Genomic DNA, 13,735 nt, shown 5'->3' on the forward strand with positions numbered 1-13,735 from the left:
TTGAATATGCTGCAATAATAGCAAGGGATCTGCTTCTCACTTGAACTCACGATAGATCGGGGGACTATGACAGCTACATACGCTTCCGTCTCCTACCTCACACTGGCCTTCGAGGGGGACGCGAGGACATCGCGGCACCCTTCGGGATGACATTGCAGCAAGTTCTTGATCTGCGGCGCGTTCCTGCAGATCTGATCCCTTACACACCCAGTGGCGAACGCCTACCCGGCGGGATGGTAATCGGGCGTGAGATCAGCAACGGCTCTCTGATCGTCCTCTATTCACAGCCGTATGCGCCCAAGCTGTCCATCACCCGTATTCCAGACGAGAAGACCAGCCTGCGCATAGCCTTCTCTCCCTATGTATTGACCACTGGAATCACCGTGTGTGTGCTGGCTGCGCTGTGGACACTTCTGGGCCGGCTTCTGCTCGGAGATGCCGCCGTTCTCACCTCACCGTCGACGGCCCTGATTCTGGCAGGCCTCGCTTTCGGCCTTGGGTTACTCTTCGCACTACTGCCCGGGCATGGACGGCCTGTGCTGGAAACTGGCGCACCGCTGGCCTGCGGGGCGGCGTCTGGCGTGCTGACAACGCTGAGTAACCCCGATGACTACGCCTATCAGGCACTGATAGGCGCTGCGGCAGCTGCTGGACTGCTCTCGACGGTCCGCTGGGCCTGGCGGGGGCGGGAGAACGCGGGAACCGCACAAGCAACCGCCGATGGTGCGGTATGCAGCCTTTCCTTAGCGGTAATCGCACTCGCTGCACTTTTCGCCGGTGTGGACATATCACTCTTGGCTGCGGCTCTGTTCGGTCTCTCCGCTCCACTGTTGCTGGCACTGCCCGGATTCTCCGTGTCCGTTGACCAAGCACAACTGATCAATGAGGCCAAAATCGTTCGGGAGGCCTCCTCGGTGCGAGGCGCAGAGCCGAAGGCGCCGGACCCCATCACCGCCAATTTCATCGATGCGGTTGTGACGGCAGGCGTGGCCCGCAATCGCCTGTGGACGGTTCTGATCTGCACAACAGTGCTCGTCTGTTTCCCGTCGGTGGCCGGGCATGTAGGGGATGGCTCTTGGCGCGGTCCGGTGGCTGCGGGCGGCATCATCTGCGTGATCCTCGCCCTGCTCCTTGTTCCCCGTACCGCGGCAGCACTTCATGTGCGGTTGTTGCCGCGGGCCACCGCCGGCATCTTGATTCTTGCGGCGACTGCGGCGCTCGGAAGTTCGGCAACCGCGGACGTCGTGCTGGTCGCGGCACTGGTGATCGGCACGGTGGCTTTGCTTATCGCGGTGGTGTCGATTCCGATTTCTCGCAGTTGGCACGCGCTGATCTTTACCCGTATCGGCGATCTTCTGCAAGGATTCGCCTGTACCTTTGCTCTACCGCTTTCCTTGGCGGGCGCCGGACTCATTACGCTCATCAGGACAGGAGGCCTGGGATGACTTCTCAGATCATGGCACAACGTACTACTCGGGAAGCGAGGACCTCATGACTGACGTAGCTGAGGTTGCAGCGAATACCTTCGTGCGCGCGACGGTGATCTACGAGGACAAGAAGGCGGATCTGCTACTTCCCGGGGCGCTTCCGGTGGCGGAACTCATTCCCACCATCATTCGACGTCTGGCTGCACCCAATCAACCGGCCGCTCTGCGCGGCTTTGTGCTCTCCACGGCCGATGGCACAGTAGTTGATCGCTCGCAGTCGCTCAATCAGCAGAATTATCGCAACGGCGCCATCTTCGAACTCACGCATCGTATTCCCGAAACGCAGAAGCGCTACGACGACGTCGTCGAGGCCGTGGCCGACGCGGTAGACAGCACGAATCGGGAGTGGACACCCACAGACTCCGCCGGTCTGGCATGTACCGGTACAGTCGTTCTGCTGGTGGCCGCCACAGTGCTTCTGATCCAAGCCCGGCCTTCCGCAGGCATCCTCGTTCCACTGACCTTCACCGGTCTAGCCGCGCTGCTTTTCGGCGTGGTGTGGGTGTTGGAACGGGCAGAGCGGCACACTCACGCCGTGGCGCTGGCGTTAACCGCCTGCCTGCTCGTTGGAGGGGCCGGATGGACATTCATGTCCGCTCCCGTTGCCCAGACGCCGCTTGCGTTATCAGGATTAGGTTTGGCACTCGCCGGAGGAGCATCGCTCGTCATGTTGTCCGAGTGGAGAGAACTGGCGCTTATCCCGGTTGTCCTCGGCACTACCTTCGGAACTGTCGGGGCATTCGACATTGTGCTCGGTGACCAGCAGGACCGGGTGGCTGTTGGCGCCGCAGCTGTGCTCTGCGTACTTCTCCTCGTGCTGCCGCAACTCGCGCTACGAACCAGCCGTCTGGAGAACAACGATCCGTTGTTGCGCCCAATGCAGCGCCCCGCGACCGGCTCCGCCACTGTCGCCGTTTCAGGTGAGGAAGTGCAGAGGAACTACCTGCGTGGGCGGCGCACGCTATTCGCGGTGCGCATCGCTGCGGGTACCGCCTTGGCCCTTCTCACGCCGTGGGTGGTGGCGCAGGGCCCGTGGAGCCTGGTCATCTTGGGTGCGCTGCTGGTCATTCTCACGCTCGGCTCACGCACATCGTTCGGCCGTATGGACGTTATGTCTCAATACGTGCTCGCCCTGGTGATCTTGACCGTCGCCTGCGTCAGCGTCGCCATCCTCCACCCGCTGTGGTGGCCGGTGTTGGTCATCGTCATGTGTGTTCTAGCTGCTGGACTCATCGCCTTCGGACTGGTTATCGGCGCTACACCGCCCTGGATGCGGCAATTGGCGGACATCGTTGAGGCGACTGCAGGCATCGTGATTATCCCCGCTGCGGTACTGGCTATGAGGTTGTGGTGATATGGCATCCACCCGAGACATCCTTGACGGGCAACGTTTCAATCGGCAACGCCTCGTTACGGCATTTGTTTCTGGAATGCCCGGCGGACGAGAGATGACGCCCGTACGCCCCTGGCGAGGCATTATCGGCGGAATCGTTCTAACCGCACTATTAGTGGGAGGAGCATGGGTATCAAAGCTCTTCGCCCCCTCCATGCCTGATGGTTGGGATCATGGCGCACTCGTGATCGATTCCAACTCCGGTTCACGTTACGTCTCCATCGATGGCACGCTTTACCCGGTGCGCAACGCTGCCAGCGCTTACCTACTCTTCGGCGCCAACCTCACCACGGTCGATGCTTCGGAGAGCGCGCTGTCGGAGGCGCCCCTTGGCCCCGTCGTCGGCATTCCAGGCGCACCCGATAAGGTTCCCTCCGCCGATAACCTTGTTAACACACTCACCAGTTGCGTCGCGGAAGGCGGCCACACCTGGACCGGAGTTGGCACGGGAACCACGCAAAATGCCGAGGGGACAATGGCATTGGTTAAGAACGGCGAGGACTACTACCTCATTGCCGACGGCTATCGTTACGCCTTCCAACAGACCAATTTCACCACCGATCAGGCCGCAGCGGCCCGCGCGGTTATGAACGAGTTCGGCTTCCCCTACGCCCAGGCGACGGACGCGCCAGGCGCATGGCTCAACCTATTCAAGGAGGGTGAGGCGCTCGTCCCGTTGGAGATCGACCACGTCGGCGAGCCTGCGGGCACCATCGAGGGACTGGGCGAGGTGAATGTGGGAACAATCCTGCGTGTGTCCAACGCGCCGAATGAAGGCGACACCTATCTGGTTCGCCCCGGCCCCGTGCTCGAGCCAATGACTCCCGTCATGGAGCACATGTACGCGATGAGCGACGGAGGCGAAACAGCGAAGACGATGGAGATCACCACCGCCCAGCTCTCACGCGCCACGCTAGCATCGGACCAGTTGCGCCCAACTTGGCCCGATGACATCACGGCGTTGATCACCGAGCCACACTCGGCATGTGCGCAACTCACTCCGGACGGCACCTCGCTGGTGATCGGCACAAATGTGCCTCATGTGAGCACCGATACTGTGCAGATCGCCTCCCAGTCCGGGGCATTGGTGGCCGAACCCGGTGATAGCGGTTCCTTGTACTTCCTGATTGACGAGGATGGACTCGCTTATCAGTTGGGAAGCTACTCGGATACGGCAGAGTCCTTCGGCTATTCGGATGTCACGCCTTTACGGGCGACGTCGGCATGGGTGAGTCTGTTCTCCAGCGATTCCGACACCGAGGTGCCGCTATTATCAGGCAGCGCGGCATGGGCCACCGTTCCTGAGGAGGCACGGGAGTCGCAGAGCAGTGGTGGGAGTTCTAGCTCGTGACGAGGTCAGATGTGATGGGTAGGTGGTTGCGGGCCGTCCGCGAACTTCGCGGCATCATGCGCCGCGAGCGTACGCCGGGTATCCGTGTGCCGCAGCGGCGGGTTCATCCCTCGCGCTCGCCCCGCCGACCTTCATTCTCCGCACGCGGAAGCCATGGGCGACGTCGTACACGCCTTGCTGCGGCGGTTCTTGCCGCTGCAATGGCAATGCCGTCGGTGCTTTCCCTCAACGCGGTGGCGGCAACGGAACAGACGCCGCGCATCGGGATGCCGGAGGGTAGCCGCTCCTACGTTGCTCCGTTCTGGTTCGATGATGGCACCTGTCAGGAGGGTGACACATCGATACTGAAACGGGAGGAACTCGAGGCAGATGACTTTGTTATCGCCAATGACACTCTGGGCCTTCCCGAGGCGCATGAGCTGTCACGTGGCGGCACAGTCACCATTGCGATCATTGACACGGGAGTGCAGTCGAACAACCCGGCGCTCGCAGGCGCCCGCATCGAGGCCGGTTATGATTTCACCGATAGCGGTAGTGCCCTTACCGACCATGACGGCCACGGCACGGCTGTTGCCTCGGTGATTGCCGGGCAGAACAACGGCGACGCGCCGATCGACGGCGTCGCGCCGGAGGCGTCCATCGTTCCCGTCAAGGTCATTGATTCCAAGCCGAACTCAGGCGCGAGCGAGGAAGAGGTCGCGAATTACAACAACGAGACTCGCGAGCGGGTGATCAGTGGCGTCATCTGGGCGGCGGATAACCCCTCCATCGATATCATCGCGATCCCACTCGCCTTCGAGACGGATTCGCCTGCTTTAAAAGAAGCCATCGCACACGCAGTCGGCCAGGGTAAGCTCATTATCGCCGCTGCCGGAGATGCCACATCCGACGAATTGGTCTCAGCGTATGCGACTCCGTCGGCCACCGAGAGTGCCACCGAGGGTACGCATGCGAACCTACGTTATCCCGCTGCCTACGATGGCGTTATTGGAGTTACTGCGGTCACGGCAACATCGGATGTGTCCGATGATCTCATGCATTCGGAAGCCGTGGATCTGGCCGGACCGGGCACGAACGTACTGGTGGCCAACGGTGATGCCGGGACCTGCCTGGCAGCCACGAATGCGGTCTCAACCGGGTATGCGACGGGATTTGTCGTCGGCGCCGCCGCGCTTACCATGTCGTACAACAACCCCTCCGAAAGCCCGGAAATGACAGCTTTTCGCCTCAAACAGTCGGCACGCCGCGGTGACCCCTCCTCACGCACTGACGAACTCGGTTGGGGGATCGTGAACCCGTATGCCGCCATGACTTTGATCGACGACGGCGCACTTCCTGGACCGGGCTCTCCTGAGCGAGAGTCTCCCAGCGCCTACGCCACAAGTGGGCGGGCCGTTCCAGATCCGCCGCACGACATGACCGCACAGTCGCGTTTTGTCGGCGCATTGTGGGTTGCCGGTGGTGTTGGGGCCGTACTGGTGCTACTGATCTTCGCGGCGGGGCGCGCTCGGGGGAAACGCCAAGAAGAAGACGAGTAGGCGATGGTGGAGATTCATACAACGCTTGACAGAGTTTTACATACAGGCTTGTATGTATCGCATGAAACGCACAGCGGCCGAAGCCGCACTGACCCGGCAAGCCATTATTTGCGCGGCACTTCACCGTTTTGCCCATGACGGATGGGAGAATTGCTCCCTGGGCGACGTCGCGCGCGACGCCGAAGTGACGCGCGGAGCCATTTACCACCATTTCGCCGGGAAGTTTGATCTTCTCCTCGCCGTCCTCGCCGACCGGTGGGAGTTCTATACCCGCGAACTCTTCGCACCCCGTGATGCAGCGGGGCTTGCTAAGGCGCACGCGGAGAGGAACGGCGACGGTGAGCCGGAGGCGGGCACTTGCGCGCAACAACACGATGCCGAAACCGTGGACGGCAACTCAGCGGGCAATGCCAGTGCGCCAGAAGCTGGCGGCGCACAAAGATATACCGTTGTAAAGAGCAATGGCGCCGATCGCCTCACCGATTTCCTCGCCACCTACCTGGAACACCTGGTAACAGACACAGGGTTTCGGGAGCTTGCAGTGGTCAGCACACTGGTCGCCCCACGGGCACTGCAGGCAGATCGTGGCATGGATGAAAAACGCAGCGGCATAGCGCTATGGGGTGAGTACATCGACGCAGCGTTGCAAGACTGTGGCGATGCATTGCGCCTGCCCCTGGAGGCAAGCCGCTTCACCATCATGTCCTTTATCCACGGCGTCACAGTTACCGCAGCTCTTCAGCCCAATGACCTCGCCGAGCCACTGGACACACGAGGCATCGCAGAGGCGATTGTCCACGGGCTGATAAGCGCCGACTGAACGTTCACGGTATCGGCTCGCCTCGCTGACGCATACCATCAATCGTTTGGCCTTCACCCGTGACCATTTGGCCTCCACATGTTAACCACAGCTTCAACAGAATTGATCAATACCATGCCTCACTCACATCAAAACCGAATACAGGCTCCCCAACTTGCGGCAGTCGTCGTCGCCTGTATAGCGCTGTTCACCGATATGCTCGTCTACGGCATCCTCATCCCGCTCCTGCCACTTATGCCCGCTGTTTCACGTTCCGGCCCGGCTGCCACCGGGCTATTATTTGCCGCCTATGCGGGAATGATGATTATCGTGACGCCGCTCGCGGGCCGATTTGTGGACCGCAGAGGTCCACGCGGTCCACTTCTTGCTGCACTCCTTGGTTTAGGCATGGCGTGTTTACTCTTTGCTGTCGGTGGGCCCTACTGGTTGTTGCTCGTCTCCCGGCTCCTGCAGGGAGCCGCTGCCGGACTTGGCTGGGTGGCGAGCCTGGCGTTGATTGCGGCCGCGATACCACTGCCCAAACGGGGCACCTACCTTGGAATAGCCATGAGCATGGTCTCTCTGGGAACTCTCGCCGGTCCCCCACTCGCAGGGTGGCTGGCGCGCGAGTACGGGCATGCCGCACCATTTGTGTTCGCCACAGTTGTTTTGTTGATCGACGGTGCACTGCGGATAGCTTTTGTGAGACCGGTTCCTCCGCAGGCCGACGATCCGGCAACTGCGCTTGATGTTCTCCGAGTCAAAGGCGCATGGCCCGTCGTGATTCTGATTGCGGTGGGATCCGGTGTAACAAGCATGATTGAACCAATTCTTCCCGTGCAGTTGCATGAAGCTCTGGGCCTCGATAGCGTTCAAATCGGCCTCTTGTTCGGGCTGCTAGTCATCGTGGCCGCAACACTGAATCCACTGGTCGGAGCGGCGCTTGGCCGCTGTTCGCCACGCTTCTTGGTGTTCTGCGGCGTCCTCCTCGCGATGGCTGGCTTGCTGTTGCTCGGCGGCGGAGCTCGGCACGCACCCGTGATCGCGGGAGTTGTAATTCTTGGGGCCGCTATTGCCTTCCTCGTCGCCCCTGCTAGCACGCTCATCGGCGTCGTCGGAGCACGGACCAGCCCGCCGGCGCTCGGTGGGGCGTACAGCCTATACAATCTCGCCTATGCTGCAGGCCTGGTATAGGGGCCGATTCTTGCTGGAGTGCTAACAGAAACGCTTGGATATTCGCGTGCATGCCTCGCTCTGGCCGGACTCGTTGCATTCGCATCGATCATGCTGCGAAATCTGCCGCGTAGGCCGTTGGCCGCGCAATCACAGGATTCCCCACATGAGCCGCTGGCCGACGGCCAATCGTGACGCACACACTCACGTTCTCGTCGCCGTCAGACTCAGAAGAAAGAAGTACGGCTAGACAACAGACCTACCCAGGATTACCTTCCCTTGGCTCAGAATAAGCCCTTGAGCAAACGCCGCAGCCGGGTTGGGTTTATTGGTTTTGTCCGTTTTCGCGGGGCTCTCGCCAGTACAGTAGGGGGCGGGAGAACATTTCACGGCGGGTGGCTTCCTCGGCCTCACGCCGCTCACGCTCACGGATGCTCTCGGCACCATGGCGGCTCAACCACACCGCATCCAAACGCTTGAGCGCTTCCTCTTTGCGGCGTTCCTCTTCCTGCGGATCCGGAACCTCCCGACCACGCATAGCAAAACGCACCTCCGGACTCCACTTCCGCTCCCGCTCATCCTTCTTCCGACCAGCACCACGCACACCAGTGCCACGCACACCAAACTGCTGTGCCTGACCACCCCGGACGCCGCCCATACCACGGCCAGACTGCTGATTCACACCACGCACACCAAACCCACGGGCACCAGCCTGCTGGGCCTGCCCGCCACGCACACCCGTTCCAGCACGACCCGCACCACGACCGGACTGCTGTCCTTGCTGGCCACCACGCACACCCATCCCGGCGCGGCCCGTGCCACGGCCACCAGCTGCTTGGCCGCCACGGGCACCGGTCTGCTGGGCCTGCCCGCCACGAACGCCACCCGTGCCACGCATACCGGCCTGTTGTGCTTGGCCGCCACGCACACCACCAGCACCACGTGCCCCGGTCCCGGTTTCTCTGGTGGCGGTGGCTTGTTGGGGTTGGCCTGATAAGGGGATACGGGTGGGACGCATCCCCATCTGCTGCGCATTACTCCACCGCACACCCGCACCACGGGCCAGCCCAGCCGCACCAGCAGCAGCCCCGGCCGCCCCAGCAACACCAGCACCACCCGTGGGGTTGTTGTTGTCTTGGAAGGAGAGGCGTCCGGCTTCCCGGACCCGGTCCATCAAATCCCCTCACCCGGACCATACAAATACCGAGCCTCCGCCGAATCAGCCCTGATCATCCGTCCTTGTGGAGTACCCACCATGCCCTCCACACGCTCACCCGCATACCACGAAAACATCCACGCCAAACTCCCAGAAACACCCACACCCGCCGCAACCGCACCCACCGACGGAACAACAGACCCACCACCATCCGACACGTCTAGGTCTGGGTCCGTGTCTGTCGGGCGGCCCTCCGCCAACGCCGCCGCATACGACGCCCCACCATCAGAGGGCAGGCCCGTCACCGACGAATCCACACCAGACGACGATGGCGGCATGTAGGTCACATAGGACCGCGGAGCCGCCTTCTCCGAGCGGGGCAGCATACGAATCGCGCGATCCACCTCCTCACCCACATAATCCACCATCCGCCCAGCTTTCTCCTCAAACCCACTATCCCGAGCCTCGTAGGCGGCAGTGACATGACTCATACGTGCGTCAATCACCGGTGTTGTCAACCCCGTCGGATCCGCAGACTGCACCTGATGCATCGCCCGTGATTCCTGCGCATACGCCCCATCCGAGGCCTGCGTGTCCGCACTAATCTCGTTATGCGCCTTCTGCGCTTCAACCACAGCATCACCAACAACTTTGCACGAGTCACTCATCGCCTTGGTGTCGTCGGCATGCCGTCCAATCCGGCGCCGGATACCCTCCATCGACTCCCGGAACGCCTCACCCGCCGCGCCACGAATCCCCAAATCATCCGGATTCATCCGCCGACCAATCGTGCCCCGCAACCCCTCAAAACCCTCACTGATCTTGCCAAGCCGTTTCGACAAGTCATACGCTTGGTTCGGGTCGAATGCGGCAATATCCTCCAGGCGCCTGCGCTGTTCCCTGCTCGCCATAATCCTCTCCAATCTCCTCGCCGACGATGCTTGGTTCATTTGGCTTGACTGCCACCGATGACCGCAGCCGGTGACAACTTCTATTCGCGACCCTACAACCCATCCCTACCCGTCCGCTATGGGTATCAATACCCACACCATAGACTTGACAAACCCACCCTCCCATGATCTCAACAACAACCAGTAGAGTGAGACGTCCCGCGCCTGCTCACACTCGAGACCTGCACGATGCGGATAAACCTGCAACAATCAATACAACGACCAGCAGACCCGACAGGAGACCCGACATGACCACGCCACCGGCCGGACCACAACCCCCGAACCCCAGTCACTACTCGCACGATGCGCAAACACAACGAGCCGCCGCCCCACCAAATGCGACGGGACCGGATTCCGCTCGGCAGGGCCTACCCGGCTGGGCCTGGGCGTTCCTTGGTGGCTTGATCGTGATCGCCGTCGTGGTCGCAGGGGTCACGATCGCTGGACGCAACCACGCCACACCCACACCGGTCCCCAGTGGTAACACAGTCGGCCCCGCCCCCACGCCGACCACGACCACACCGGAACCAACCGTTTCACCGACGTCTGGGCCCACCCAGATCGGGGACTGGAGCGTGGAAGTCTTAGAGTACAAGCCCGATGTCACCGAGCATTTGACCACCTACGACCCACCCGTAGAGATCACCATCGAGGGCCACCGGTACCTCGGCATCAAACTCCGCGTCACCAACACCGGAGACAGGGCCGATCCCTATGTAGATGTTGGCGTACGCCTCGACGGATACACCAACGGACACAAACTACACGAGCCGTACTATTTCGAGGTTGGTACTCGCTACAGAGGCGACGATTACCTTCTCAAGCTTCCGCCGTTGGAGCCCGGCGAGTCCGGGGAAGGCTGGCTGTTCTACCAAGTCCGCGGCGACTTCGAACTGACCACCATCGAAATGCAAGACACACGCGACCCGAACAACAAGACACCCTGGACCGAAGTCCCCTACCCCGCACCAACAGAGACGACATCAACACCAACCACCACCCCATAACCCGGGCCGACGAAACCTGGCGGCCAAACTGGTACCAAAAGAAGCGAGGACCGCCTACCAAGCAGGGCAGAAACCGGCCCACACCATCAGCATCCCCACCCGCTGCAACCACAAGAATCACGACAACCCACTACGGGGGCTGTTGAGGGTTTGGTTGGCAGTTTTCCTTCTGATTGTTAGGCCGCGTGGGACGCGGCTGGTTCCAGTGTTGTTTCACTTGCCCAGCGCTCGTTGACGTCTTTTCCTGTGACATGTCCGTTTGATCCAGTGGGTGATCGCGGCCGAGAGCTCGCGGCGGCTGGCCCAGGACCTGCGGTCGAGAACATTCTTTTGCACGAGGGCGAAGAACGATTCCATCGCAACGTTATCCCCACACGCCCCAACCCTGCCCATCGACCCAACAGCTTCGTAGGCCCTCAAGGCAGCGCGGAACTTCCTCGAACCGAATTGCCAGCCCCGATCCGAGTGGACGATCACTCCCTGTGGGTAACCTCGTTTCCTCATCACATCATCAAGCGCTGCCACCGCCAGGGACGCCTTCACCCGCGAACTGGTCGCATAGCCCACGATTCCGCGCGAGCACAGGTCCTTGATCACACACAGGCAGAGCCTTCCCTGGACAGTCCACTGCTCAGTAATATCCGTGACCCACGCAGTATTTGGAGCATCAGCATCAAAGTGCCACTCAAACAGGTCATCATGGACCGGAGCACCCGACTTCTTCCCACGCGGCCTACACCTGGTAATCACCGAGAACACCTGAATCTTCGAGCACAACCGCCATACGCGTCGCTCTGAAAGCCGATAGCCACGATCCGCAAACTCGTCGGCAATGAACCGGTAGCCAAATCCGGGATCATCACTGTAGACCTCACGAATCACCTCGCAGATCTCAGCATCTTTCCCTTTCCCGGGCACTAACCTTGTCATGTAGCCACTTACAAAAAGCTTGGCGAAAAAACTTCAGTACCCAAGCCGCGATCATCAAGGTCGCCTTTCCCTCAGCAATTAGCGCTTCCACGGTCAGGAACATCCTTTTGGGCGGATCGCCTCCTGAGACAAATATGCCGCCACGACACGCAGCACCACATTTTCCATCTCCAGCTCCCGGATCCGCTTGAGTGCAGCACACATCTCTTTAACAACCGCCAGATCGCTTGACGAGCTCATCCCATGAACATCCAAGCAAGCCTCCGTGATCCATTCTTGCAGCAAGGACCGAGAGATCCCCAGATCAACGCACACATACCCCGACTGATCCCTGACTCAACCAGCACAACCGCATCAGCCATGAACTGCTCACTATAACCTTGCCATAACCAACACCCTTCCCAGCCCCACACCCGCGAAGCAACCCAGACACCAACCAAACCCCCAACAATCCCCCCTACCTGTAAACAACAACCCGCTTACACAAAAAACTCGACAAGCTCTCGCCTCCTGGCAGGGCAGACCAGCGACTCGCCCGCGCATGCACATAAAAGCAGAGCTTGGCGCCTCCGCTTTAGCAGGCTTGCCGCCGCATTACAAGGCGCTCAGGCGTTCATTATGATGAGCTTGCGGATGCCGTCGGCGCGGTCGCGGGCGTGGTCCAGGTGATCGAGTCCAGGAACTCGTCGGCGAGGCCGTCCGGCAGGCTGGTCTGCCCCGGAGCCGACGTCAACGTGATCCGCCACAACCCATCATGCCGCCCCACCAACCACACCTCGTAATACATGTAACCATTCTTGCCGGCAGTCTCCACATACGAATACCCCCGCGCCTCACTCCCACCAATCACACGCTTCTGAACCTCAGAAATCTCACGCCGATCGCCATGGTACTCAATCTCACGCCGCCACCCCATCGCAAACTGATCCAGGTTATACATGCCCGGTTCATCAGAAGACCCCACGGCCTCAAACAACACATTTGGCGGAATACGCGTCGCCCTGATCGACGCCGCAGTAAAACCCCGGCTCCCATCCTCCGACGCCAAATAATCCATCCCCGGATCCGGATCGCGCGGAATCACCGTCCACCCCCGCGGCGCATCCGCATCCATCACATCAGCGTCTCGCTCCGTCGGTGTAAACGTCGCAGTACTCACAACCGTCGGAGTCTGCCCGCCCCCGGGCACACTCGGCGCACACCCAACCAGTGACACGGCCAACCCACACACCGCCAGAACCACGGCCGCCACGCGACGCGAACACACACCCCCCATCACGACCACCATCCCTTCGCTCGCTGCGGCATCACGCACCTACACTCCACTGATACACCCAACCAGAGCATCTACGGCCCCCTCCACGTGACGGTATCCAAAACCCCATCCAACTCCGGCGGCAACTCCGTCTGACCAGGCTCCGAATACAAGGCAATCGACCACAACCCATCATGCCGACCAACAACCCAATACTCCCAACGCTGCGCCGACCCCGTCGCCTCATCCGTCTGAACGTAGGTGTAGCCGCGAGCCGGATTCCCATCAACAAACCGCGCGGGCAATAGCTGAACATCTGTATACGCGTGATCTCTCATACGTTCACGAATCGTCGGCAGGACAACCTTGTCCAAATCAAACGTATCCTCATCCACCGCATAATACGGCCACATAACACTCGGCAGTTTGAGACTAATATGAATCGTCGCAACCTGCTGATCCGTCGACCCATCCGGCGAAACAATCACAACCGGAAACATATCGTTTCCCTTCCGCTGCAACACCCACCCCTCCGGCACATCCATCTCCACAATATCCGCCACCTCTTCCTCCACCGCCACAAACGTCGACGGCACCAACGGCGTCACATCCGCAACCTCCGGACGATACACCCCACACGCCGCCAACAACACAGCCAAGGTCGCCGCGCCCACAAACGCGATCACATTCCTGCAG

General features: G+C 60.8%; 11 protein-coding genes and 1 pseudogene. 7 read left to right on the forward strand and 5 right to left on the reverse strand.

The window, feature by feature from the left end; translation table 11 throughout:
* The first annotated feature begins 146 nt into the window (after positions 1 to 146).
* The 6 genes from DDD63_RS10590 (at position 147) to DDD63_RS10615 (ending at position 7,762) form a co-directional block, all read left to right on the forward strand.
* The gene (locus DDD63_RS10590; protein WP_108716344.1) at positions 147 to 1,445 is read left to right on the forward strand and encodes a hypothetical protein; all 1,299 of its coding nucleotides are present in this window, start codon (positions 147 to 149) and stop codon (positions 1,443 to 1,445) included.
* A 46-nt stretch (positions 1,446 to 1,491) separates the two neighbouring features.
* A complete protein-coding gene (locus DDD63_RS10595; RefSeq protein ID WP_108716345.1) occupies positions 1,492 to 2,841 on the forward strand; it encodes an EsaB/YukD family protein in 1,350 nt (449 codons plus the stop codon).
* 1 nt (position 2,842) lies between these two features.
* The gene (gene eccB / locus DDD63_RS10600; protein ID WP_108716346.1) at positions 2,843 to 4,231 is read left to right on the forward strand and encodes a type VII secretion protein EccB; all 1,389 of its coding nucleotides are present in this window, start codon (positions 2,843 to 2,845) and stop codon (positions 4,229 to 4,231) included.
* Positions 4,228 to 5,769, forward strand: coding sequence for a S8 family serine peptidase (locus DDD63_RS10605; protein ID WP_125482516.1), 1,542 nt, complete (start codon positions 4,228 to 4,230; stop codon positions 5,767 to 5,769). Before eccB ends, DDD63_RS10605 begins: the two co-directional genes overlap by 4 nt.
* Before the next feature lie 61 nt (positions 5,770 to 5,830).
* Positions 5,831 to 6,589, forward strand: coding sequence for a TetR family transcriptional regulator (locus tag DDD63_RS10610; RefSeq protein WP_108716741.1), 759 nt, complete (start codon positions 5,831 to 5,833; stop codon positions 6,587 to 6,589).
* A gap of 114 nt (positions 6,590 to 6,703) precedes the next feature.
* Positions 6,704 to 7,762 (forward strand): MFS transporter, encoded by a 1,059-nt coding sequence (locus DDD63_RS10615; protein ID WP_240611266.1) that lies wholly within the window; start codon positions 6,704 to 6,706, stop codon positions 7,760 to 7,762.
* A 304-nt stretch (positions 7,763 to 8,066) separates the two neighbouring features.
* Here DDD63_RS10615 and DDD63_RS10620 read toward each other — a convergent pair whose 3' ends face one another.
* Positions 8,067 to 8,915: a hypothetical protein gene (locus DDD63_RS10620; protein WP_108716348.1), complete on the reverse strand. Its 849-nt coding sequence runs from the start codon at positions 8,913 to 8,915 to the stop codon at positions 8,067 to 8,069.
* Entirely contained in the window at positions 8,915 to 9,808 is an 894-nt protein-coding gene (locus DDD63_RS10625) for a hypothetical protein (RefSeq protein ID WP_108716349.1), read from the reverse strand. The genes DDD63_RS10620 and DDD63_RS10625 overlap by 1 nt, the downstream gene beginning before the upstream one ends.
* 287 nt (positions 9,809 to 10,095) lie before the next feature.
* On the opposite strand from DDD63_RS10625, the gene DDD63_RS10630 reads away from it, so the two are divergent.
* On the forward strand, positions 10,096 to 10,854 hold the full coding sequence (locus tag DDD63_RS10630) for a hypothetical protein (protein WP_108716350.1): 759 nt from the start codon (positions 10,096 to 10,098) through the stop codon (positions 10,852 to 10,854).
* Positions 10,855 to 11,067: 213 nt separating this feature from the next.
* Here DDD63_RS10630 and DDD63_RS10635 read toward each other — a convergent pair.
* The 3 genes and pseudogenes from DDD63_RS10635 to DDD63_RS10645 all read right to left on the reverse strand — a co-directional run bounded on the left by DDD63_RS10635 (position 11,068) and on the right by DDD63_RS10645 (position 13,725).
* Positions 11,068 to 12,146, reverse strand: a pseudogene (locus tag DDD63_RS10635) (IS3 family transposase).
* A gap of 254 nt (positions 12,147 to 12,400) precedes the next feature.
* Positions 12,401 to 12,943 carry a hypothetical protein gene (locus DDD63_RS10640; RefSeq protein ID WP_125482517.1) on the reverse strand — a complete coding sequence of 181 codons (543 nt, stop codon included), beginning with the start codon at positions 12,941 to 12,943 and terminating at the stop codon, positions 12,401 to 12,403.
* A 188-nt stretch (positions 12,944 to 13,131) separates the two neighbouring features.
* Positions 13,132 to 13,725 carry a hypothetical protein gene (locus DDD63_RS10645; RefSeq protein ID WP_108716352.1) on the reverse strand — a complete coding sequence of 198 codons (594 nt, stop codon included), beginning with the start codon at positions 13,723 to 13,725 and terminating at the stop codon, positions 13,132 to 13,134.
* Positions 13,726 to 13,735 lie beyond the last annotated feature (10 nt).

This window comes from Actinobaculum sp. 313 (genome assembly GCF_003073475.1).
Lineage (GTDB): Bacteria > Actinomycetota > Actinomycetes > Actinomycetales > Actinomycetaceae > Asp313.